Source organism: Streptomyces sp. NPDC006602 (genome assembly GCF_042870385.1).
Lineage (GTDB): Bacteria > Actinomycetota > Actinomycetes > Streptomycetales > Streptomycetaceae > Streptomyces.
In genome coordinates, this window is the sequence record NZ_JBIAHG010000003.1 from 746685 (window position 1) to 767540 (window position 20856).

The window sequence follows — 20856 nt, forward strand, 5'->3', positions numbered from 1 at the left end:
CCCCAGGAGCAGGCGTCAACGCTTCGCTGCGCGCGCCAACTGCTCCAGCGTCGCCGCCACCGCCGGCACCTGGGACAGGTCGGGCAGCGTCAGCGCGACGATCTCCCGCCGGACCGCCGGTTCCAGCGTCACCGTGCGCGCACCCCGTGGCCGTACGGACTCGACCGCGAGCTGGGGCAGGACGGCGACGCCGAGACCGGCGCCCACCAGGCCCACCACGGCCGGATAGTCATCCGTCGCGAAGTCGATGCGCGGGGTGAAGCCGGCGCTCTCGCACACCTCGACGAGCTGGCCTCGGCAGCGCGGGCAGCCCGCGATCCAGGGTTCCCGGGCGAGTTCGCCGATGGCGACGGCCTCCGCGCTCGCGAGCCGGTGCCGTTCCGGTACGAGGGCGACGAGCCGGTCGGTCAGCAGCGGCCGTACGACGAGGTCGTCCCACTCCTCGGCGCCCGCCGCCCCCTCGTACCGGAAGGCGAGTGCCACGTCGCAGTCGCCCTCGCGCAACAGGCCGACGGACTGTGGTGGTTCGGCCTCCTCCAGGGAGACGCGGGTGCCCGGGTGTTCGGCGCGCAGGGCCGCGAGGGCCGTCGGTACGAGGGTGGAGCTGCCGCTGGGGAAGGAGACGAGCCGGACGCGGCCCGCGCGCAGGCCCGCGATGGCGGCGACTTCCTCCTCGGCCGCGGTGAGCCCGGCGAGGATCCCCGCGGCGTGCCGCACCAGCGCCTCGCCGGCCTGGGTCAGCCGCATCTCGCGCCCGCTGCGGATCAGCAGCGGGGTCCCGACGGAAGCCTCCAGGGCCTTCATCTGCTGGCTCACGGCGGGCTGGGTGCAGCCCAGTTCGCGCCCCGCCGCCGAGAAGGAGCCGGTGACGGCGACGGCACGCAGGACGCGGAGATGACGGGCCTCGATCACACAACGAGCATAAGCGGAGCTTGGGGCTCTGGCAGAAAACTCCGTCGACACTTTGGGGCGCGGTCACCTACCGTGCGCTCATGAAGCTTCTCTCGGTGAATCTCGGCCGCGCGAAGGCCGTGCCGTACACGGACCAGCCCGAAGGACTGACCGGCATCGACAAAAAGCCGACCAGTGAGCCGGTGAAGGTGACCGCGCCCGGGCCCAAGGGGGTCGGGGCGAGCGGGCTCGCCGGGGACACGGTGTGCGACACACGGCATCACGGCGGCGACGACCAGGCCGTGTACGCGGTGGCCCGCGAGGACCTGGACGACTGGGAACGCGAGCTGGGGCGCACGCTGGCGAACGGCGCCTTCGGGGAGAACCTCACGACGCAGGGCATCGACGTCTCGGGCGCGCTGATCGGCGAGCGCTGGCGCATCGGGTCCGAGGTGGTCCTGGAAGTCAGCAGCGGGCGGATCCCCTGCCTGACCTTCCAGGGCCATATGGGTGAGAAGCGGTGGGTGAAGCGCTTCACGCAGAAAGGGGCGTCGGGTGCGTACCTGCGGGTGATCGAGCCGGGCGAGATCCGTGCCGGGGACCCCGTCGAGGTCGTCCACCGGCCCGGCCACGACGTGACCGTGGCCCTGGTGTTCCGGGCGATCACCACCGAGCGGCACCTGCAGCCGCGGCTGCTGGCGGCGGGCGAGGCGCTGCACTCGGAGGTGCGGGAGTGGGCACGCACTTACGTTGAGAAGCACGCCGAGCACGCCGAGCGCGGAGCCTGACGAACGCTCACCGGACTGCCGTCCGTCAGGCCTTCACGCACCCGGAGGCCCTGTGCGGAGAGCGGACGCGCGCAGTCCGGGTCATTAACCTTGCGCCATGACAACGGCTCTCATCACGGGTTCCACCGCGGGCATCGGCGCCGCCTTCGCACGACGGCTGGCGGCGGACGGGCACAACCTCGTCCTGGTCGCCCGCGACACCAAGCGGCTGCGGGAACAGGCGACCGAACTGCACGACCGGCACGGCATCGAGGCGAAGGTCCTCACCGCCGACCTCGCCACCGACGACGGAATCGAGGCGGTCGCCGCCCGGCTGGCCGACCGCAAGAACCCCGTCGACCTGCTGATCAACAACGCGGGCTTCGGCAACAAGGGCCGCTATCTCGACGTATCCATGGCCGACGAGCTGATGATGCTCAAGGTGCACTGCGAGGCGGTGCTGCGACTGACGTCGGCGGCGACCGAGGCGATGCGCGAACGTGGCCGCGGCGGCGTCGTCAACGTAGCGTCGGTGGCCGCCTTCGTGCCGCGCGGGACGTACGGCGCGTCCAAGGCGTGGGTCGTGCAGTTCACGCAGGGGGCGGCGCGGGATCTCGCGGGCAGCGGGGTTCGGTTGATGGCGCTGTGTCCCGGCTTCGTGCGCACCGAGTTCCACCAGCGGGCCGGGATGGGGACGGACAACATCCCCGGCTGGATGTGGCTGGACGCGGACAAGCTGGTGGCGGCGGCGCTGGGGGATCTGGCGCGGGGGAAGACGGTGTCGATTCCGGATCCGCGGTACAAGGCGTTGATGGGAATGGTGAAGGTGGTGCCTCGGGGGTTGCTCGGAGGGCTCAGCTCCAGGACGGGGCGGAAGTACGGGCCGCAGTAGCGCCGGGAGGGCGCCGAGCGCACGAGCGTACGAGGCGTCATGATGCCGAACGGCCGGGAGGCGCCGAGGCGTCCCGGTGGGAGAATGGTGCTGTTCAGCCGGACCTCAGGGGGGTCTGGAGGTGGTGTCATGACCTTTGTGCAGCTCATCGACTGCAGGACCAGTCGGTTCGACGAGATGAACCGGCTGATGGACATGTGGGTCGAGCAGACCCGGGGGAAGCGGACCGCGACGCATGCGGTGGTCGGGAAGGACCTGTCGGACGCGTCGCACTTCGTGGAGATCGTGGAGTTTCCGTCGTACGAAGAAGCGATGCGGAACTCCAATCTGCCCGAGACCGAGCGGATCTACCGCGAGCTGGTCGCCCTGTGCGACGGGATGCCGACGTTCACCGATCTGGACGTGGTGCGGGACGAGCAGCTCAACCTCGGGGTGGCACGGGAGTTCTTCGGGGAGGCCGGGCAGGACGGGACGGCGGCCCTGTTCGAGCGGTTCGCGGACGACTACGTGGACCATGACCCCGCCAATCCGCGGGACCTCGACCTGCAGGGGGCGCGGGAGGAGTACGAGGGGTGGCGGCAGGCCTTCGCCTTCTCCTTCCGGGTGGACGACCAGCTCGCGGAGGCGGACCGGGTGTGCACGCGGTGGACCTGGAGCGGGCGACAGACGGGGGAGTTCCTGGGGATACCGGCCACCGGGCAGGAGGTCACCATGACCGGGATGACCTGGCACCGGTTCCGGGAGGGGAAGATCTGCGAGGGGTGGTGGCAGTACGACCGGGCGGGGCTGCTGGCGCAGCTGGGAGCGGTCGCTCAGACCCCGTGACCGCGAATTTGGACCCCGGACCCGTGAACGCTGACCCGTGACCCGCGAACGCTGACCCCGAGGACCGCGAAGTCCGCCAGAGTGTCCCGCGAACTCCGGCGGGACCCGCGAACTCCGGCCCAGTGACCCGCGAAGGGGAAAGCCCCCGCTCCCAGAGGAGGGAGCGGGGGCTTCTTCGCGCGTGCGTGCCTCAGTGGGCGCGTGCGTGCCTCAGTGGGAGTGGCCGTGGCCGTGCCCACCGGCAGCCGGCTCCTCCTCTTCCTTCTTCTCGACGACCAGGGTCTCGGTCGTGAGGAGGAGGGAGGCGATGGAGGCGGCGTTCTCCAGGGCGGAGCGGGTGACCTTGACCGGGTCGATGACACCGGCCTTGACCAGGTCGCCGTACTCGCCGGTGGCGGCGTTGAAGCCCTGGCCCTTGTCGAGCTCGGCGACCTTGGAGGTGATGACGTAGCCCTCCAGGCCGGCGTTCTCGGCGATCCAGCGCAGCGGCTCGACGACCGCGCGGCGGACGACGGCGACACCGGTGGCCTCGTCGCCGGTCTTGCCGAGGTTGCCCTCGAGGACCTTGGCGGCGTGGACGAGCGCGGAGCCACCACCGGAGACGATGCCCTCCTCGACCGCGGCGCGGGTCGCGGAGATGGCGTCCTCCAGGCGGTGCTTCTTCTCCTTCAGCTCCACCTCGGTGGCGGCGCCGACCTTGATCACGCACACGCCGCCGGCCAGCTTCGCGAGGCGCTCCTGGAGCTTCTCGCGGTCCCAGTCGGAGTCGGTGTTCTCGATCTCGGCCTTGATCTGGGCGACGCGGCCCGTGACGTCCGCCGAGTTGCCGGCGCCGTCCACGACGGTCGTGTCGTCCTTGGTGACCGTGACGCGACGGGCGGAGCCCAGCACGTCCAGGCCGACCTGGTCGAGCTTGAGGCCGACCTCTTCGGAGATGACCGTGGCGCCGGTGAGGACCGCCAGGTCCTGCAGCATCGCCTTGCGGCGGTCGCCGAAGCCGGGGGCCTTGACCGCGACCGCGTTGAAGGTGCCGCGGATCTTGTTCACGACCAGGGTCGACAGGGCCTCGCCCTCGACGTCCTCGGCGATGATCAGCAGCGGCTTGGAGGCACCCGCCTGGATGACCTTCTCGAGCAGCGGCAGCAGGTCCTGGATCGAGGAGATCTTGCCCTGGTTGATGAGGATGTACGGGTCCTCGAGGACAGCCTCCATGCGCTCCTGGTCCGTCACGAAGTACGGCGACAGGTAGCCCTTGTCGAAGGCCATGCCCTCGGTGAAGTCCAGCTCGAGCCCGAAGGTGTTGGACTCCTCGACGGTGATGACACCGTCCTTGCCGACCTTGTCCATCGCCTCGGCGATGAGCTCGCCGACCTGGCTGTCCTGGGCGGACAGACCGGCGACGGCGGCGATGTCGGACTTCTCGTCGATGGGGCGGGCGGTCGCGAGGAGCTCCTCGGAGATCGCCTTGACCGCGGCGTCGATGCCCTTCTTCAGGGCGGCCGGGGAGGCACCCGCGGCAACGTTCCGCAGGCCCTCGCGGACGAGCGCCTGGGCCAGCACGGTGGCGGTGGTCGTACCGTCACCCGCTACGTCGTTGGTCTTGGTCGCCACCTCCTTCACCAGCTGGACGCCGAGGTTCTCGTACGGGTCGTCGACCTCGACCTCGCGGGCGATGGTGACGCCGTCGTTGGTGATGGTGGGGGCGCCGAACTTCTTGTCGATGACGACGTTGCGGCCCTTGGGGCCGATCGTCACCTTGACCGTGTCAGCGAGCTTGTTGACGCCGCGCTCGAGGGCGCGACGGGCGTCCTCGTCGAACTTCAGGATCTTCGCCATGGGAGCGTGAGCCCTCTCGGAAATCTAGGTGAAATTAGCCGCGCCCCCGGCGCCCGGCTCATGAAGTGATCGCGGGGGGCCAGGGGCGCAGCTCAAAGCAGTGTGCTTCGCGGTGAGGCGAAGCGAGGTGAATTACTTCTCGATGATCGCGAGCACGTCGCGAGCCGAGAGGACGAGGTATTCCTCGCCGTTGTACTTCACTTCGGTGCCGCCGTACTTGCTGTACAGCACGATGTCGCCGGTCTTGACGTCGAGCGGAAGACGCTCGCCGTTCTCGAAGCGGCCCGGGCCCACGGCCAGGACGACGCCCTCCTGGGGCTTCTCCTTGGCAGTGTCCGGGATGACCAGGCCAGAGGCCGTGGTCTGCTCGGCGTCGAGCGGCTGGACCACAATGCGGTCCTCGAGCGGCTTGATGGCAACCTTGGAGCTGGTGGTCGTCACGATCCGACCTCCCCCTTCGGAGATCTCACGGGGTTAACTGTCTGAGGTGGCGACCAGGTCGATCCGTCGTCGCGGGTGCCGGACCTGCCCGTCGCTAGTTGGCACTCTCCAGGGGGGAGTGCCAGACCCGAGACTATGACTGTGGTTAGCACTCGGTCAAGCGGAGTGCCAATGCGGTGCGGCGCGGCGGCGAGGTTTTCGGTTGGCGTTCCCTGCGCCGGCCCCCTGCGCCGGTGCGGGACTCGTCCTGGGGGCTGCCGCCCCCGGACCCCGCTTCGGCCCTGAAGGGGCCTCGTCCTCGAACGCCGGACGGGCCGGGATCGCTACAGGTAGTCCTCCAACCGCCCCACCGTCAGCCCCTGCTCCTGGATCTCCCGCAGCAGCCGTACCGTCCGCTCCGTCAGCGTCTCGCCGGTCGGCCGGCCCGAGGGCACCGAGACGATGTCGCCCGGGCGCAGGCGCCTCTCGCCCTCGGTGAAGGCGAGCTCGCCGTTCTCCACCGAGACCCGCCACAGGACGACCGCCGAGAGGCCGCAGTCGGCGGCGGCGCGGAGGGTGGTGGTGTCGTACGTGCCGTAGGGCGGGCGGAAGAGGCGGGGGCGGATGCCGAAGCGGGAGTGGAGTTTGTCCTGCTGGCCGCAGATCTCGGTACGCTGGCCGGCGTACGGCAGTCCCCGCAGTGCCGGATGGTCGAGAGTGTGGTTCTGGATGCTCGCGCCGACCGACCGCAGGCGCGCGAAGTGGCCGTACCCCGGCCCCACGACACTGTCCGTGAGGAACATGCTGACCGGAAGCCGCAGTTCACGGACCATGTCGACGAACCGCGGGTCCTTCTCGGCGCCGTCGTCGTAGGTGAGGAAGACGACGCGGTCGCTGGTTGGGACGTGGTCGAGGACGGGCGTAAGACCCCGGCCCGGCGGGCGTGGGGCGGGAGGTCTGGCGGATGGCTTCGGGGCCGGGGCCGGCGGGGCCGTCAGCCCCCAGCGGCGGTACGGCCGCTCACCCGCGCCCTCCGGACCGTAGGAGCCCGCGCCCTCCGGACCGGACGACCCTGCGCCCTCCCGTCCGTGCGAGCCCGCACCGCTCGGACCGTACGAGCCCCCACCGCTCGGTCCGTGCGAGGCCGCCCGATCGGCGGCCTCGGCCGCCTTCTTGCCCGGCCGTTCGACGGGGTCGGCGGACCGGGCGCAGCCGGTGAGGAGGGCGGCCGCGAGAACGCCGGAGGTCAGGGCCCGCCACTTCACAGGTAGTCCTCCAGGCGGGCGACGGCGTACCCCTCCTTGGTGATCTTGTTCAGGAAGCGGCGGATCATGGGTCGGGACGGCGGTGAAGACCGGCGGGAGGCTGTCGTGGCCGTCCACCTCGAAGCCCTTGCGGGTGGTGATCCTCGGGTTGGCGGCGGGTGGGCGCGGGGGCAGGATCGGGGCCTTCCTCAGGCCCCAGCGTTTCGCCGCCGCCATCCTTGCCCTGTGCGCGGCGCGCAGCTTGGCCGCGCGCCCCTCCTTCGCGCGTTGCCGGCCGGCGGCGGGCCGTACGTCGGAGTCGTCACCGCCCTGCGCACAGCCGGAGACGAGGACGGCCACGGCGGGCACGGCGATGCCGCCCCTCACCGTCACGAATGACCGACTTTTGTCATTTTGTCCTACCGTTCGCATGGTGCCGGATCCTCGCAGGACGCCCCCGCGCCCCCGGGGCGACACCTCCACCGGAGGCACACCATCCATCGACTGGCCCACAATGAGCCGGTGAACGACCTCGCCTCCCTCCTCACCCCCGAGGGCCGCGCCCTCCTCGACGCGGTGCGCGGCACCGCCCCCGCCGACGAACTCGCCGTCGCCACCCGGCTGCGCCGCGAGCACCCCGCCGAACTGGTGTCGGCGGCGCTCGGGCAGGCACGGCTGCGGCAGCGGGCGGCGGCGAAGTTCGGGGAGGAGGACGCCGGGCTGATGTTCTTCACTCCGAACGGCGTTGAGCAGGCGACCCGGTCCAGCGTGGCGACGTACCGGGCCGAGTGCTTCCAGGCGCAGGGGGTGCGGTCCGTCGCCGACCTGTGCTGCGGGATCGGCGGGGACGCCATCGCCTTCGCGCGGGCCGGGATCCGCGTCCTGGCCGTCGACCGGGATCCGCTGACCTGTGCCGTGGCCCGCGCCAACGCCGACGCACTCGGCCTCGCCGGCCTGATCGAGGTACGCGAGGCGGACGTGACGGAGGTGGACACGGCCGAGTACGACGCGGTGTTCGTCGACCCGGCCCGGCGTTCCTCCAAGCGGGGCCGGATCTTCGACCCCGAGGCCTATTCCCCTCCCCTGTCCTGGGCCGTGTCCGCCGCGCTCAGGGCGCCGCGCGGGGTGTTGAAGATCGCGCCCGGCATTCCGCACGAGGTGATCCCCGCCCAGGCCGAGGCCGAGTGGATCTCGGACCGCGGGGAGGTGAAGGAGGCCACGCTGTGGTTCGGCCCTGATGTGACGCGAGGGGCACGGCGGGCGATCCTGCTGCCCGCGGAAGCCGGCGTGTGGGCCTCACCCGACACCAAGCTGCCCGATCCCCACGTCCGCCCCGTCGGCCGGTACCTGTACGAGCCCGACGGCGCCGTCATCCGTGCCCACCTGGTCGCCGAGGTCGCCGAGGACCTGGAAGGCGGGCTGATCGACCCCACGATCGCCTACATCACGGCCGACGAGCGGCATGTGACCCCGTACGCCTCCGCGTACGAGATCACCGATCAACTCCCCTTCAACCTAAAGAAGTTGAAGGCGCTGCTGCGGGAGCGGGAGGTCGGCATCCTGACCGTGAAGAAGCGGGGGTCGGCGGTCGAGCCGGAGGAGTTGCGCCGCAAGGCGCTCCCCAAGCAGCACGGGCCGAACTCGGCGACCGTGTTCCTGACGCGGGTCGCGGGAGCGCCGACCATGCTCCTCGGCCATCCCGCCTGACTCAGGAAACCTCGGCCTCGGCCGCCCGCCTCAGCAACAGCTCCCGTTCCCGGGTGTTGTGCGTCAGCTCCGCCGCCCGTACGAACTCGGCCCTCGCCTCCGCCGTACGGCCGAGGCGCGTCAGCAGGTCACCCCGCACGCTCGGCAGCAAGTGGTAGTCGCGCAGGGCCGGTTCGGCGGCCAGGGCGTCGACGATCTCCAGCGCCGGGGCCGGGCCGTCCGCCATCGACACGGCGACCGCGCGGTTGAGTTCGACGACCGGCGAGGGAGAGCGGGCGGCGAGCAGGGCGTACAGGGCGGCGATGGCCGGCCAGTCGGTCTCCTCGTAGGAGTACGCCATCGCGTGGCAGGCGGCGATGGCGGCCTGGAGGGCGTACGGGCCGGGGGCGCCGACGGCAGTGGCGTCGGCGCGGCCGAGCGCGGTGATGCCGCGGGCGATGAGCATGCGGTTCCAGCGGCTGCGGTTCTGGTCCTTGAGCAGGACGGGCTCGCCGGACGGGCCGGTGCGGGCCGCGGACCGGGACGTCTGGAACTCCAGCAGGGCGGTCAGGCCGTGGACCTCGGGTTCCTTCGGCATCAGGGCGGACAGCACGCGGGCCAGGCGCAGGGCGTCCTCGCACAGGCCCGGGCGCAGCCAGTCGTCGCCTGCCGTGGCGGCGTAACCCTCGTTGTAGATCAGGTAGATGACGTCGAGGACGGAGCCGAGGCGGGCCTCGCGGTCGGGGCCGTACGGGACCTCGAAGGCGATGTTCCTGGTGGCCAGGGTGCGCTTCGCGCGCACGATGCGCTGGGCGACCGTCGGTTCCGGGACCAGGAACGCGCGGGCGATCTCCGCCGTGGTCAGGCCGCCGAGCAGGCGCAGGGTGAGGGCGGTGCGGGCCTCGGCGGACAGGACCGGGTGGCAGGCGGTGAAGACCAGGCGGAGCAGGTCGTCGTCGATGTCCTCGGGGTCGGCGGGCTCCTCCGGCGGCGCCGCGTCCGACAGGTCCCGGCCGATCTCGGCCAGCTTGCGGGCGTAGTTCTCCCGGCGGCGGATCAGGTCGACGGCGCGGCGCCGGGCGGTGGCCATGAGCCAGGCACCCGGGTTGTCGGGGACGCCGTCGCGGGGCCACTGCTCCAGGGCCGCGACCAGCGCGTCCTGGGCCAGTTCCTCGGCGATGCCGACGTCCCGGACGATACGGGCGACACCGGCGATGATCCGGGGCGACTCGATCCGGAAGACGGTCTCGACGGCTCCGCGCGGATCTTCTGCGGTTCCGCTCGGGTCGGCGGTGGGCTGTGATGTCACAACCCACCATCAGACACCCGCGCAGGCGCGCCGCCAAGCAGCGCTCAGCCGGCGCTCAGCCCTCGGCGATCTCCCGCACCTCGCACGTCACCGTCCAGTGCTCCTCGTGCACCTTCAGGAAGCGCTTGGTCCACTCGATCGCCTCGGCCTGGTCCTTGGCCTGGATGATCGCGTAGCCGCCGACGACCTCCTTGGACTCCGTGAACGGCCCGTCCGTGACGGACAGCTGCCCGCCCTCCCAGCGCACCCGGTTGCCCTGCGCGGTCGGCGTCAGCCCGGCGGTGTCCAGCAGGACCCCGGCCTTCGTCATCTCCTCGATCAGTTCCCCCATCCGCTGCATCAGCTCGGGGCTGGGGCCCTCGGCGGGGGCGGTGGACTCGTCGATCTGGACCATGGAGAGATAGCGCGGCATGGTGCCCGCCTCCTCGTGTCGTGGGGCCGGGCTGTTCCCGGCCTCTCACCCCTGCGTCGATCGGAAGACACCCGGATCGACAGCCTCGACGGATTTCTTCGAAGATTTTTTCCGCCCCTGCTCAGGGCTCAGCGCAGCGACTCCCACAGCTCTCCGGCCTCCGGCTCGTTCGCCACCACCCGGTTGGGGTTCGAGGGTGCCGGCAGCACCGGCATGGTCACCGTCGTCACCTGGTCCGCCGACAGGCCCTGCAGGCTTTCGCCGAGGCGCATCAGTTCGGTCAGGGAGTCGAGGCCGGTGTCCGTGGTGAGGCTGCCGGTGACCGCGTCGGCGACCCGGTACAGCTTGGCGGGGTCGGTCAGCAGGTTCGTCGAGGAGATCTGTTCCAGCAGGGCTTTCACCAGCTTCTGCTGGAGGCCTATGCGGCCGAGGTCGCTGCCGTCGCCTATGCCGTGCCGGGTGCGGGCGAAGGCGAGGGCCTGCTCGCCGTCGAGCCGGTGGGTGCCGGCCTTCAGTTTCAGGTGGCTGTCGTCGTCGTCGATGTCCTCGTCGGTGGTGACGGTGACCCCGCCGAGGGCGTCGACGAGCTTCGCGAAGCCGGCGAAGTCGATCTCGATGTAGTGGTCCATGCGGACGTCCGTGATCGACTCGACCGTCTTGACCGCGCACACCGGCCCGCCCACCGAATAGGCGCTGTTGAACATCGAGTTGTACGCCACCGCCGTCGACCCCCCGGACGACAGCGGGCAGGAGGGCCGGGTGACGAGCGTGTCGCGCGGGATGCTGACCACGGTCGCCTTCGTACGGCCTGCGTCGAGGTGCACCACCATCGCCGTGTCGGACCGGGCGCCGGAGCTGTCGCCGCCGCCGAGTGCCTGGTTCTCCTCGCCGCTGCGCGAGTCCGAGCCGAGGACCAGGATGTTCAGGGCCTCGGTGGGCAGCGGGGAGGCGGAGGCCGAGGCGGAACCGGACGGGGTGGGCGTCGTCACCGCCTTCGCCGGGCGGTCGTCGCCGAGCGCGTTGTTGATGTCGACGCTCTTGATGTTGTTGTTGAGGTGCCAGTAGGCCCAGCCGGCTGTGGCGACGCCCAGCACCAGTGCGCCCGCGAGTGTGAGGCCGGCGGCCTTGAGCGCTCTCGACCGCCGGCCTCTCCGTCTGCCCTCGTCGCCGTTCTCTTGGTCTCCGGTCACGGCTAGGAACGTAAGTCCGAATTATTAGGAGAATGTTAGGGACGGGCGTGGGAGACGGTTTTCTTCGGAAAATCTCATCCTTCTCAGGACCGCCTCACCCCAGCGTCACCACCGGCACCGGGTTGCTCCCACTCCACGACGCGTTGAACCCGAGGGTCACCGACCCGCCGTCCGGGACGGTCCCGTTGTAGGAGGCGTTGGAGCAGCTGACCGCCGTGCCCGTCTGGGCGCAGGTGGCGTTCCAGGCCTGCGTGATCTGCTGCCCGGCGCCGTACGTCCAGCCGGCCTTCCACGACGACAGGGCCGCCCCCGAGCAGGCGATCCTCACCTGTCCCGTGAAGCCGGAGTTCCACTGGCTCGTCACGCTGTACGTCGCCGTGCACGCGCCCGTCGGCGGCTCGCTCGTGGTCCCGCCCAGCGCCTCGGCGATCGCGTGGTACGCCGGTTTCGGCGCGTAGTTCTCGTCGTACGGCGTCGCCGCGCCCTGCCCCGGGAAGGTGTCCGGGATCCAGGAGTCGGAGTCGGTGAAGCCCCACACCGTGACGCCGACGCACCGCGCCACCGCCACGCAGGCACCGACGACCGCCTTGTAGTCGGCGGCCTGCTGGGTCAGCTTCGCGCTGTCCGAAGGCAGCTGCATCCGGATGTCCAGCTCGGTGATCGCCACGTCCACGCCGAGGTCGGCGAAGCGCTGGATGTTCTGCTGCAGGGTGGAGGGCACCTGGCCGAGGATGAGGTGGGCCTGGAGCCCGACCCCGTCGATCGGGACGCCGCGCTCCTTGAGGGACTTGACCAGGTTGTACAGGGCGGTGCTCTTCGCGCCCACGCCCTCGACGTTGTAGTCGTTGATGTACAGCTTGGCGGCCGGGTCGGCGGCCCGCGCGGCGGTCAGGGCCTGGGCGATGTAGTCGGCGCCGAGGCCGTTGTACCAGAGGGTCTGACGGTAGGTGCCGTCCTCGTTGAACGGCTCGTTGACCACGTCCCAGGTGGCCAGCCGGCCCTTGTACCGGCCCACCTCCAGCGCGATGTGGTCGTTCATCAACTGGCTCAGCTGGGCGGCGGTCCAGGTGCCGTTCGTCAGCCAGCTCGGGTTCTGGCTGTGCCAGACCAGGGTGTGGCCGCGCACCTGCTGGCCATGCGCCTCGGCGAAGGCGACGATCTGGTCTGCCTCGGCCCAGTTGAAGCTGCCCCGGGTCGGCTCGACCGAGCCCCACTTCATGGCGTTGCCGGGGGTCATCGCGTTGAACTCGCGGGCGGCGATCTCGCCGTACGTCCCGGTGAGCTTGGACCCGGTGACCGCCGTGCCCATGACCTTGCCCTTGGCGTCGGCGAGGTCGCGCAGGGGCGCGTCGGCGGCGTGCGTCGCGGGTGCGGTGACCAGCAGCGCGCCGAGCATCGCGACGCCGCTCAGGAGTGATGCGAGGGATAAGCCCGTTCTCAGAGATCTCATTTGCGGGTGCCTCCGAAAGTTTCGGTCGTGCAACCGATTGGCTTCGGAGCAGTGTGGGCGCGGTCACCACACCCGTCAATGCAGAAACACGCCTAGTTGGGCGGCGCGCCCGTACTCGCCCGCACCACCAGGCTGGTCGCCAGCTCCACCCGGGTCGCCGCCCCTGAGCCGCCCTCGCGCCCGAGGTCCAGCACCAGCTTGGCCGCCGCCTCCGCCATCTCCGTGAGGGGCTGTCGTACGGTCGTCAGCGGCGGCCCCACCCAGGGCGCCACCGGCAGATCGTCGAAGCCGACCACACTCAGGTCCTCCGGGATCCGCAGGCCCAGCTCGCGCGCGGCCTCGTACAGCCCGAGCGCCTGGAGGTCGTTGCCGGCGAAGACGGCGGTGGGCCGGTCCGGGCGGCGCAGCAGTTCCAGGCCGTGCCGGTAGCCGGCCTCGTGGTGGAAGTCGCCGGCCGCGATCAGCCCGGGGTCGACGGGCAGCCCGGCGGTCTCCAGGGCGGCCCGGTAGCCGTCGACGCGGGCGCGGCTGCACATCATCCGGGACGGTCCGCTGATCGCGCCGATGCGGGTGTGACCCAGCTCGACCAGATGCCGGGTGGCGGCGAGGCCGCCCTGCCAGTTGGTGGCGCCGATCGAGGGTACGTCGGCGCCGGGGTCGCCGGCCGGGTCCATCACCACGAACGGGATGGAGCGGCTGCTGAGCAGGGCGCGCTGGGACTCGTCGAGCCCGGACAGCACGAGGACCACGCCGTGCGGCCGGCGGGCGGCGACCTGGTCGGCCCAGGTCCGCCCCGGGGTCAGCCGCCCCGCGCTCTCGCTCAGCACCACACTCAGCCCGGCGTCCCGCGCCACGTTCTCCACACCCCGGATGACCTCCATCGCCCAGGCGCTCTCCAACTCGTGGAAGACCAGGTCGATCAGGGGCGACCGGCTCGCCTCGGCACGCCGTCGCCGGTAGCCGTGCGCGCGCAGAAGGTCCTCCACGCGACTGCGGGTCGCCGGGGCGACATCGGCACGTCCGTTCAGGACCTTCGAAACTGTCGGTGCCGAAACGCCGGCCTCGCGGGCGATCTCGGCGAGCGTCGCGGTCTGCGCGGACCGTCCGGCCGTCGGGGCTGTCGTCCGGGTTTCTGCGGGCTCCGGGGGTGTCATGGCGGCGATCGTATCCCTGCGCGACCTCTTGACGAACCCCTCGCACCGGCCTAGGTTCCCAAAACATTCGACATACATCTCGAAACATTCGCGAGAGGGCCATCGACCCCGACAGGAGTTACATGACCACCGCCCCCTGGCGTGACCCCGCCCTGCCCGCCGCCGCCCGCGTCGACGACCTCCTCTCCCGGATGACCCTGGAGGAGAAGACCGCCCAGCTGTACGGCGTGTGGGTGGGCGCCGCCACGGACGGCGACGGAGTCGCCCCCCTGCAGAGCGAGATGACCACCGGCTCCTCCGTCTACGAATGGGACGAGCTGATCACCCACGGCCTCGGCCAGCTCACCCGCCCCTTCGGCACGGCCCCGGTGGACCCGGCGCTGGGCGCGCAGGCACTGGCCCGCGCCCAGCGCCGTATCGCCGAGGCCGGCCGCTTCGGCATCCCCGCGATCGCCCACGAGGAGTGCCTGGCCGGCTTCACCGCCTGGCAGGCCACCGCCTACCCGGTCCCCCTCGCCTGGGGCGCCACCTTCGACCCCGCGCTGGTCGAGGAGATGGCCCGCCGCATCGGCGACGACCTGCGCTCGGTCGGCGTCCACCAGGGCCTCGCCCCGGTCCTGGACGTCGTACGGGATCCCCGGTGGGGCCGCGTCGAGGAGACCATCGGCGAGGACCCGTACCTGGTCGGCACGGTCGGAGCCGCCTACGTCCGCGGCCTCGAGTCGGCCGGGATCATCGCCACGCTCAAGCACTTCGCCGGGTACGCCTCCTCGGCGGGCGCCCGCAACCAGGCCCCCGTGCGCGCGGGTGTCCGCGAGTTCGCCGACGTGGTCCTCCCGCCGTTCGAGATGGCGCTGCGGGAGGGCGGCGCCCGCTCGGTGATGGCCGCGTACACCGACACGGACGGCGTCCCCGCCTCGGCCGACCCCGGCCTGCTGACCGAACTCCTCCGCGAACAGTGGGACTTCACCGGCACGGTGGTCGCCGACTACTTCGGCATCGGCTTCCTGCAGACCCAGCACCGGGTGGCCGGCACCGAGGCGGAGGCGGCGCACGCGGCGCTGACGGCGGGCATCGACGTGGAACTGCCGACCCTCAAGTGCTACGGCAAGCCACTTCTGGAGGCAGTCAGGGCGGGCTCGGTCCCGGAGTCCCTGATCGACCGGGCGGTCCGCCGGGTCCTGCTCCAGAAGTGCGAACTGGGCCTGCTGGACGAGGACTGGGACCCGGAGCCGACCGGCCGCGTCAACCTCGACTCGACGGCGAACCGCGCGCTGGCCCGCCGCCTGGCGGAGGAGTCGGTGGTTCTGCTGGACAACCCGGACGGCCTGCTTCCGCTGGCCCCCGACACACGCATCGCGGTGGTCGGCCCGAGGGCGGCGGACGCACTCGCGATGCTCGGCTGCTACTCCTTCCCCTCGCACGTCCTCACGCAGCACCCCGAGGTGCCGACGGGCGTGGACATCCCCACTCTTCTGGAGTCCCTGCGGGCCGAACTCCCGGACGCCAAGGTGACGTTCGCGGAGGGCTGCGGGGTGTCGGACCCGGACACGACGGGCTTCGAGGAGGCGGTGGCGCGGACCGCCGAGGCGGACGTCTGCGTGGCGGTACTGGGCGACCGGGCGGGCCTGTTCGGCCGCGGCACATCGGGCGAGGGCTGCGACGCGACGGACCTCCGGCTCCCGGGCGTCCAGGCCGAGTTGCTGGACACACTGGTGGCGACCGGCGTCCCGGTCGTCCTCGTCCTCCTCACCGGCCGCCCCTACGCACTGGGCCGCTGGGACGGCCGACTCGCCGCCGTCGTCCAGGCGTTCTTCCCGGGGGAGGAGGGCGGCCCGGCGGTGGCGGGAGTGCTGTCGGGCCGCGTGACCCCGTCCGGCCGGCTGCCGGTGAGCGTCCCGCGCGTCCCCGGAGGCCAGCCGTGGACCTACCTCCAACCGCCGCTGGGGCTACGGGCGGATGTGAGCAACCTGGACCCGACCCCGTTGTACGCCTTCGGGCACGGGCGTTCCTACACGGAGTTCGCGTGGGAGGACTTCACGGGCGGCACCGAGCCGACCCAGATCGGCACGGACGGCTCGTACGACGTCTCGCTGACCGTCCGCAACACGGGCGAGCGCGCGGGCGCGGACGTCGTCCAGCTGTACCTGCACGACCCGGTCGCCTCGGTGACGCGACCGGACGTACGGCTGATCGGCTACCGGCGACTGCGACTCGAACCCGGCGAGGCAAGCCGCGTCACCTTCCGCTTCCACGCCGACCTGTCGGCGTTCACCGACCGCCGGGGGCGACGGGTGGTCGAACCCGGAGCACTGGAACTGCGGTTGGCGGCGTCCAGCGCGGAGGTACGGCATGTGGCGCGAGTGACCCTGACAGGGCCGGTGCGGGAGCTGGGCGTGGAACGCCGGCTGCGGTGCGAGACGGAGGCGGCGGAGGTACCGGGGGCCGGTCCGGCTGACTGACGCGCGGCTGCGAGGTGCCGGCGCGCGGGAGGCCGCCGGCACCTCGGGTGCGCGCCCCTCGCCTCGCGCGCCCCGATCAGTCCCCCACCGACTCGAACCGCCACCGATGCACCGCCCGGGTGACCAACTCGACGTCCGGCTCCGGCAGTTCGGGGAGCTCGGCATCGTGGGCCGCGTCCCACCAGGTGATGACCAGGACCCGGTCCCCCGGCGCCCGGAGGGTCTCCCGCCGCAGCGGGGCCTCGGCCAGTTTCTGCGCCCGCGCCCAGGCGAGCAGTTCCTCGCCCCGCCCGTCCACCGCCCGAGCCTCCCACATCAACGCGACCGTCACGAGTACAGGTTCTCCGTGCTGACCTCGTGGACGTGGTCGTGGCCCGGCACATGGGGTTCCGTCACGGGGAGGGACGAGTCCGCCGACAGGTCCCAGCTCGACGCGGCCCGGCCCCGCGCCACCATCTCCGCGCCCAGCGCCGCCACCATCGCCCCGTTGTCCGTGCACAGCTTGGGTCGCGGGACCCGCAGCCGGATGCCGGCCGCCTCGCAGCGCTCCTGGGCCAGAACCCGCAGCCGCGAGTTGGCGGCCACGCCCCCGCCGATCATCAGGTGGTCGACGCCCTCGTCGCGGCAGGCCCTGACCGCCTTGCGGGTCAGGACGTCCACGACCGCCTCCTGGAAGGACGCCGCCACATCCCGTACCGGCACCTCCTCGCCGGCCGCCCGCTTCGCCTCGATCCAGCGGGCCACGGACGTCTTCAGCCCGGAGAAGGAGAAGTCGTACGCCGCGTCGCGCGGCCCGGTCAGACCGCGCGGGAAGGCGATGGCCGAGGGGTCGCCCTCCTTCGCGTACCGGTCGATGACCGGACCGCCCGGGAAGCCGAGGTTCAGCACGCGGGCGATCTTGTCGAAGGCCTCGCCGGCCGCGTCGTCGATGGTCGCGCCCATGGGCCGTACGTCGGAGGTGATGTCCGAGGAGAGCAGCAGGGACGAGTGGCCGCCGCTCACCAGCAGCGCCATCGTCGGCTCCGGCAGCGCCCCGTGCTCCAGCTGGTCCACGCAGATGTGCGAGGCCAGGTGGTTGACGCCGTACAGCGGCTTGCCGAGCGCGTAGGCGTACGCCTTCGCCGCCGAGACCCCGACGAGCAGGGCGCCGGCGAGGCCGGGACCGGCGGTGACCGCGATGCCGTCCAGGTCCTTCGCGCTCACCCCCGCTTCCTTCAGCGCGCGGTCGATGGTCGGCACCATCGCCTCGAGGTGCGCCCGGGAGGCCACCTCCGGCACCACGCCACCGAAACGGGCGTGCTCGTCGACGCTGGACGCGATGGCGTCGGCCAGCAGGGTGGTGCCCCGGACGATGCCGACGCCGGTCTCGTCACAGGAGGTCTCGATGCCGAGGACGAGCGGTTCGTCAGCCATGGATCTCGGTTCCTTGCAGGGAAGTCGATGGGTCGGTCAGTTTCATCACGAGTGCGTCCACGTTGCCCGGCTGGTAGTAGCCGCGCCGGAAACCGATGGGCTCGAAGCCGAAGCGCTCGTAGAGCTTCTGGGCGCGGATGTTGTCGATCCGGCACTCCAGCATCACTTCGGCGCACTCGAAGGCGGTCGCGGCCCGCAGCAGCTCGGCCAGCAGCCGGCTGCCGAGCCCGGTGCCCTGGTGGTCGCGGGCGACGGCGAGCGTCTGTACGTCGGCCAGGTCCCCGGACGAGGCCAGTCCCGCGTATCCGACGAGCCGCCCGTCGGCGTCCTCGGCGACGACGTACCGCCGGGTCGCCTCGGGCCCTCTGGAGTGGGCCAGCTCCGACCAGAACATCCCCCGCGACCAGGCGTCCTCGGGGAAGAGGTCCCGCTCCAGTTCGAGCAGGGGGTCGATGTCCCACCAGCGCATCTCGCGCAGTCGAGGAGTCACGCTACGGGTCACGGTGTCGGTCACTTGGGGGTGACCACCTTGTAGTTCTTGGGGACCTGCGCGTCCGGGCGGCGCAGGTACAGGGGCCGGGGGGCGGGAAGTTCCTCGCCCCTGTCGAGTCTCTCGGCGGCCAGGGACGCGAGCGCGGCGGCCGACACGTGCTCGGGCTCGTGCACGACCGGGAAGGTGTCCGGGTAGAGCAGCGCGCCCGCGCCGACGGCCGGCAACCCGGCGACCCGGTCGGCGATGTCGGCGGGCCGGTCGACGGCGGGGTCGGTGAGGCGGGTGCGGGAGTCGGCGTACTTCGCCCAGTAGACCTCCTTGCGCCGGGCGTCGGTCGCCACGACGAACGGGCCCTTCTCGACGTCGGCCGCGTACGCGAGGCCGTCGAGGGTGCACATGCCGTGCACGGGCACGCCGAGCGCGAGCCCGAAGGTGTCCGCGGTCATCAGGCCGACGCGCAGCCCGGTGTAGGGGCCGGGCCCGATGCCTACGACGACGCCGGTGACGGCGTCCAGCTTGAGACCTGCTTCGGCGAGCAGACGGTCGACGGCCGGCAGCAACAGCTCCCCGTGCCGGCGCGCGTCCACCTGACTCGACGAGACGATGACGTCCGTGCCGTCGTGCAGCGCGACGGTGACGGCGGGGGTGGCGGTATCCAGAGCGAGCAAGAGCACGCAAACAGCCTACGGCTCCCGGGGCCCGTGTCGGACTCCCCGTCGTCCGCCCGAAGGGCGGGAGCCGCGGGGTCCGGTGCGTGCGATCGCAAGGCGCCGGAGCGCCCTCGTGGCAGAGCCACGTGGGCGGTTCGGCAACGTGCGTGCCGGACCCCGCGGCGCAGGCGGGGAGTCCGACACGGGCCCCGCGCACGCACGGCCGTCCCGGACGGGTCGTCACCTGCTGCTACCGTCACACGCCAAAGCGGGACGTACCAGACGATGCATACGAGGTGGACGACGGTGGCAAGCAGCAGCTCGGGAATCGTGGCCGGGCTCACCGTGGCGGCCCTGGCGACGGTCGGCTTCCTCACCTACCAGGCCTCGGCAAGCGTCCCCGCCGGCCTCGGCAGCCCCACCACCGGCAGCGCACTCGCGGCGGCCACCTCGAAAGCACCCCGCGCCGACCCCACCGCGCTGCCCGCCGGCTCCGGTACGGGCAAACGCGTCGTGTACTCGGTGAAGGCCGACCGGGTGTGGCTGGTCGGCCCGGGCGACAAGATCATCCGCACCTTCAAGGTCACCCCGGGCACCGTCGACCCGGCCCCCGGCAGCTACGCGGTCACGTCCCGCTCGAACAGGGTCACCGGCACCGACGGCACCCCCGTCGAGCACGTCGTCCGCTTCACCAACGTGAACCGTGTGCCCATCGGCTTCAGCGCGGCGGTGAACGGCTCGGTGCCGGCGCCCGCGCCGACGGTCAGGGCGGGCGGCGTCCGGGAGTCCCGGGCGGACGGCAACGCGATGTGGAGGTTCGCGACGATCGGCGAGAGGGTCGTCGTCATCCGCTAGAGCCGAGCGTCATCCCCTGGCGCCGAGCGGAGTCCTACGCCGCTTCCCGATGCTCGGCGTGCGGCTGGACCGTCCCGGGGTCGGGCAGGCGCGGCGGTGTGGAAACCGCGGTCGCGGCGGCGCAGGACGCCAGCAGGTCGCGCATGGACACCCCGGCGACGACCGCGTACGACGGCGGTTCCGGCTTGTTCTCGGTGGCCGACATGGACGCCTCCTGAAGTTCGGGGGCGGGCGTAGTTAGGTTCACCTAACTACGAACTGGATACCATGTGACCACGCCGAAGACGCGGAACGCAACATCTTGCCGACGTCTTGTCGGAACATTCATCAACCCGTGCGGTCATGCCACCAGGACGCTCAGATCCACCGCCGCCCACCGCTCCCCCAGGCCGGTCAGCGTCATGTGCCGCACTTCGTCCGTCGTATCGCCGACGGCCCGGTGGATGACGACCTCCAGCCGGTCGTCGGTCAGCTCCTCGACCTTGCCCTCGCCCCACTCCACGACGATCACGGACTCGGGCAGCGAGACGTCCAGGTCGAGGTCCTCCATCTCGTCGAGGCCGCCGCCCAAGCGGTACGCGTCGACATGGACGAGCGGCGGCCCGTCCCCGAGGGACGGATGCACACGGGCGATCACGAAGGTCGGGGACGTCACGGCCCCCCGGACCCCGAGCCCCTCGCCGAGCCCGCGGGTCAGCGTCGTCTTGCCCGCGCCCAGCTCCCCGGTGAGCATCACGAGGTCGCCGGCGCGCAGCAGCTTGGCGAGGCGGCGCCCCAACTCGCGCATCTGTTCTGGGGAGTTGACGGTCATCTCAACAGACGGGTGCGGCGCTGCGATTTCTTCCATCATCACTCACTCGCAGTAGTACACTGATCACACCCCGCAAGGGGTCGGTTCTGGCTGGAC

21 protein-coding genes are annotated in these 20856 nt (G+C 71.5%); 6 read left to right on the forward strand and 15 right to left on the reverse strand.

Annotation, left to right across the window (positions count from 1 at the left end; genetic code table 11):
• Window positions 1-15: 15 nt before the first annotated feature.
• Window positions 16-912, reverse strand: a complete 897-nt coding sequence (locus tag ACFYO2_RS12140; protein ID WP_388347468.1) for a LysR family transcriptional regulator — start codon at window positions 910-912, stop codon at window positions 16-18.
• 80 nt (window positions 913-992) lie between these two features.
• Here ACFYO2_RS12140 and ACFYO2_RS12145 point away from each other — a divergent pair, with 80 nt between their 5' ends.
• The 3 genes from ACFYO2_RS12145 to ACFYO2_RS12155 all read left to right on the forward strand — a co-directional run bounded on the left by ACFYO2_RS12145 (window position 993) and on the right by ACFYO2_RS12155 (window position 3375).
• Window positions 993-1679, forward strand: a complete 687-nt coding sequence (locus tag ACFYO2_RS12145; protein ID WP_388347470.1) for an MOSC domain-containing protein — start codon at window positions 993-995, stop codon at window positions 1677-1679.
• 97 nt (window positions 1680-1776) lie between these two features.
• Entirely contained in the window at window positions 1777-2550 is a 774-nt protein-coding gene (locus ACFYO2_RS12150) for an SDR family NAD(P)-dependent oxidoreductase (protein WP_388347472.1), read from the forward strand.
• Window positions 2551-2679: 129 nt separating this feature from the next.
• Window positions 2680-3375: an ester cyclase gene (locus tag ACFYO2_RS12155; RefSeq protein ID WP_388347474.1), complete on the forward strand. Its 696-nt coding sequence runs from the start codon at window positions 2680-2682 to the stop codon at window positions 3373-3375.
• Window positions 3376-3585: 210 nt separating this feature from the next.
• Here the strand turns inward: ACFYO2_RS12155 and groL are convergent, their stop codons facing one another.
• The 3 genes from groL to ACFYO2_RS12170 form a co-directional block, all read right to left on the reverse strand.
• Window positions 3586-5211 (reverse strand): chaperonin GroEL, encoded by a 1626-nt coding sequence (groL, locus tag ACFYO2_RS12160; RefSeq protein ID WP_388347475.1) that lies wholly within the window; start codon window positions 5209-5211, stop codon window positions 3586-3588.
• 132 nt (window positions 5212-5343) lie between these two features.
• The gene (gene groES, locus ACFYO2_RS12165; protein ID WP_003998759.1) at window positions 5344-5652 is read right to left on the reverse strand and encodes a co-chaperone GroES; all 309 of its coding nucleotides are present in this window, start codon (window positions 5650-5652) and stop codon (window positions 5344-5346) included.
• Between the two features lie 323 nt (window positions 5653-5975).
• Complete coding sequence (locus ACFYO2_RS12170; protein ID WP_388347610.1) at window positions 5976-6896, reverse strand: polysaccharide deacetylase family protein; 921 nt, start codon at window positions 6894-6896, stop codon at window positions 5976-5978.
• Window positions 6897-7397: 501 nt separating this feature from the next.
• On the opposite strand from ACFYO2_RS12170, the gene ACFYO2_RS12175 reads away from it, so the two are divergent.
• Window positions 7398-8582, forward strand: a complete 1185-nt coding sequence (locus tag ACFYO2_RS12175) for a methyltransferase domain-containing protein (protein ID WP_388347477.1) — start codon at window positions 7398-7400, stop codon at window positions 8580-8582.
• A 1-nt stretch (window position 8583) separates the two neighbouring features.
• Here the strand turns inward: ACFYO2_RS12175 and ACFYO2_RS12180 are convergent, their stop codons facing one another.
• The 5 genes from ACFYO2_RS12180 to ACFYO2_RS12200 all read right to left on the reverse strand — a co-directional run bounded on the left by ACFYO2_RS12180 (window position 8584) and on the right by ACFYO2_RS12200 (window position 14076).
• Entirely contained in the window at window positions 8584-9870 is a 1287-nt protein-coding gene (locus ACFYO2_RS12180) for an RNA polymerase sigma factor (protein WP_388347479.1), read from the reverse strand.
• A 55-nt stretch (window positions 9871-9925) separates the two neighbouring features.
• Entirely contained in the window at window positions 9926-10282 is a 357-nt protein-coding gene (locus ACFYO2_RS12185) for a YciI family protein (protein WP_388347481.1), read from the reverse strand.
• Between the two features lie 128 nt (window positions 10283-10410).
• Window positions 10411-11472: an LCP family protein gene (locus tag ACFYO2_RS12190; RefSeq protein ID WP_388347482.1), complete on the reverse strand. Its 1062-nt coding sequence runs from the start codon at window positions 11470-11472 to the stop codon at window positions 10411-10413.
• A 94-nt stretch (window positions 11473-11566) separates the two neighbouring features.
• A complete protein-coding gene (locus ACFYO2_RS12195) occupies window positions 11567-12922 on the reverse strand; it encodes an endo-1,4-beta-xylanase (RefSeq protein WP_388347484.1) in 1356 nt (451 codons plus the stop codon).
• Window positions 12923-13014: 92 nt separating this feature from the next.
• A complete protein-coding gene (locus tag ACFYO2_RS12200; protein ID WP_388347486.1) occupies window positions 13015-14076 on the reverse strand; it encodes a LacI family DNA-binding transcriptional regulator in 1062 nt (353 codons plus the stop codon).
• A gap of 122 nt (window positions 14077-14198) precedes the next feature.
• Between ACFYO2_RS12200 and ACFYO2_RS12205 the strand changes: the two genes are divergently transcribed.
• Window positions 14199-16538, forward strand: a complete 2340-nt coding sequence (locus ACFYO2_RS12205) for a glycoside hydrolase family 3 N-terminal domain-containing protein (RefSeq protein ID WP_388347488.1) — start codon at window positions 14199-14201, stop codon at window positions 16536-16538.
• 76 nt (window positions 16539-16614) lie between these two features.
• Here ACFYO2_RS12205 and ACFYO2_RS12210 read toward each other — a convergent pair whose 3' ends face one another.
• From ACFYO2_RS12210 to tsaB, 4 genes are read right to left on the reverse strand one after another with little or no spacing between them, the layout of a single operon-like run.
• Window positions 16615-16869, reverse strand: a complete 255-nt coding sequence (locus ACFYO2_RS12210) for a hypothetical protein (RefSeq protein WP_388347490.1) — start codon at window positions 16867-16869, stop codon at window positions 16615-16617.
• A complete protein-coding gene (gene tsaD, locus ACFYO2_RS12215; protein WP_388347492.1) occupies window positions 16866-17951 on the reverse strand; it encodes a tRNA (adenosine(37)-N6)-threonylcarbamoyltransferase complex transferase subunit TsaD in 1086 nt (361 codons plus the stop codon). Before tsaD ends, ACFYO2_RS12210 begins: the two co-directional genes overlap by 4 nt.
• Complete coding sequence (gene rimI, locus ACFYO2_RS12220) at window positions 17944-18453, reverse strand: ribosomal protein S18-alanine N-acetyltransferase (RefSeq protein WP_388347612.1); 510 nt, start codon at window positions 18451-18453, stop codon at window positions 17944-17946. The genes tsaD and rimI overlap by 8 nt, the downstream gene beginning before the upstream one ends.
• Before the next feature lie 8 nt (window positions 18454-18461).
• A complete protein-coding gene (gene tsaB / locus ACFYO2_RS12225) occupies window positions 18462-19118 on the reverse strand; it encodes a tRNA (adenosine(37)-N6)-threonylcarbamoyltransferase complex dimerization subunit type 1 TsaB (protein ID WP_388347494.1) in 657 nt (218 codons plus the stop codon).
• Between the two features lie 282 nt (window positions 19119-19400).
• Here tsaB and ACFYO2_RS12230 point away from each other — a divergent pair, with 282 nt between their 5' ends.
• Window positions 19401-19949, forward strand: coding sequence for a hypothetical protein (locus ACFYO2_RS12230; protein WP_388347495.1), 549 nt, complete (start codon window positions 19401-19403; stop codon window positions 19947-19949).
• Between the two features lie 34 nt (window positions 19950-19983).
• Here the strand turns inward: ACFYO2_RS12230 and ACFYO2_RS12235 are convergent, their stop codons facing one another.
• Window positions 19984-20154, reverse strand: a complete 171-nt coding sequence (locus ACFYO2_RS12235) for a hypothetical protein (RefSeq protein WP_388347497.1) — start codon at window positions 20152-20154, stop codon at window positions 19984-19986.
• A 135-nt stretch (window positions 20155-20289) separates the two neighbouring features.
• Window positions 20290-20796: a tRNA (adenosine(37)-N6)-threonylcarbamoyltransferase complex ATPase subunit type 1 TsaE gene (gene tsaE, locus ACFYO2_RS12240; RefSeq protein WP_388347614.1), complete on the reverse strand. Its 507-nt coding sequence runs from the start codon at window positions 20794-20796 to the stop codon at window positions 20290-20292.
• Between the last annotated feature and the right edge of the window lie 60 nt (window positions 20797-20856).

Coding starts and splice junctions, on each gene's coding strand:
- ACFYO2_RS12145 (WP_388347470.1), top strand. CDS start 993: ATGAAGCTTCTCTCGGTGAATCTCGGCCGCGCGAAGGCCGTGCCGTAC.
- ACFYO2_RS12150 (WP_388347472.1), top strand. CDS start 1,777: ATGACAACGGCTCTCATCACGGGTTCCACCGCGGGCATCGGCGCCGCC.
- ACFYO2_RS12155 (WP_388347474.1), top strand. CDS start 2,680: ATGACCTTTGTGCAGCTCATCGACTGCAGGACCAGTCGGTTCGACGAG.
- groL (WP_388347475.1), bottom strand. CDS start 5,211: ATGGCGAAGATCCTGAAGTTCGACGAGGACGCCCGTCGCGCCCTCGAG.
- ACFYO2_RS12185 (WP_388347481.1), bottom strand. CDS start 10,282: ATGCCGCGCTATCTCTCCATGGTCCAGATCGACGAGTCCACCGCCCCC.
- ACFYO2_RS12195 (WP_388347484.1), bottom strand. CDS start 12,922: ATGAGATCTCTGAGAACGGGCTTATCCCTCGCATCACTCCTGAGCGGC.
- ACFYO2_RS12200 (WP_388347486.1), bottom strand. CDS start 14,076: ATGACACCCCCGGAGCCCGCAGAAACCCGGACGACAGCCCCGACGGCC.
- ACFYO2_RS12205 (WP_388347488.1), top strand. CDS start 14,199: ATGACCACCGCCCCCTGGCGTGACCCCGCCCTGCCCGCCGCCGCCCGC.
- tsaD (WP_388347492.1), bottom strand. CDS start 17,951: ATGGCTGACGAACCGCTCGTCCTCGGCATCGAGACCTCCTGTGACGAG.
- ACFYO2_RS12235 (WP_388347497.1), bottom strand. CDS start 20,154: ATGTCGGCCACCGAGAACAAGCCGGAACCGCCGTCGTACGCGGTCGTC.
- tsaE (WP_388347614.1), bottom strand. CDS start 20,796: ATGGAAGAAATCGCAGCGCCGCACCCGTCTGTTGAGATGACCGTCAAC.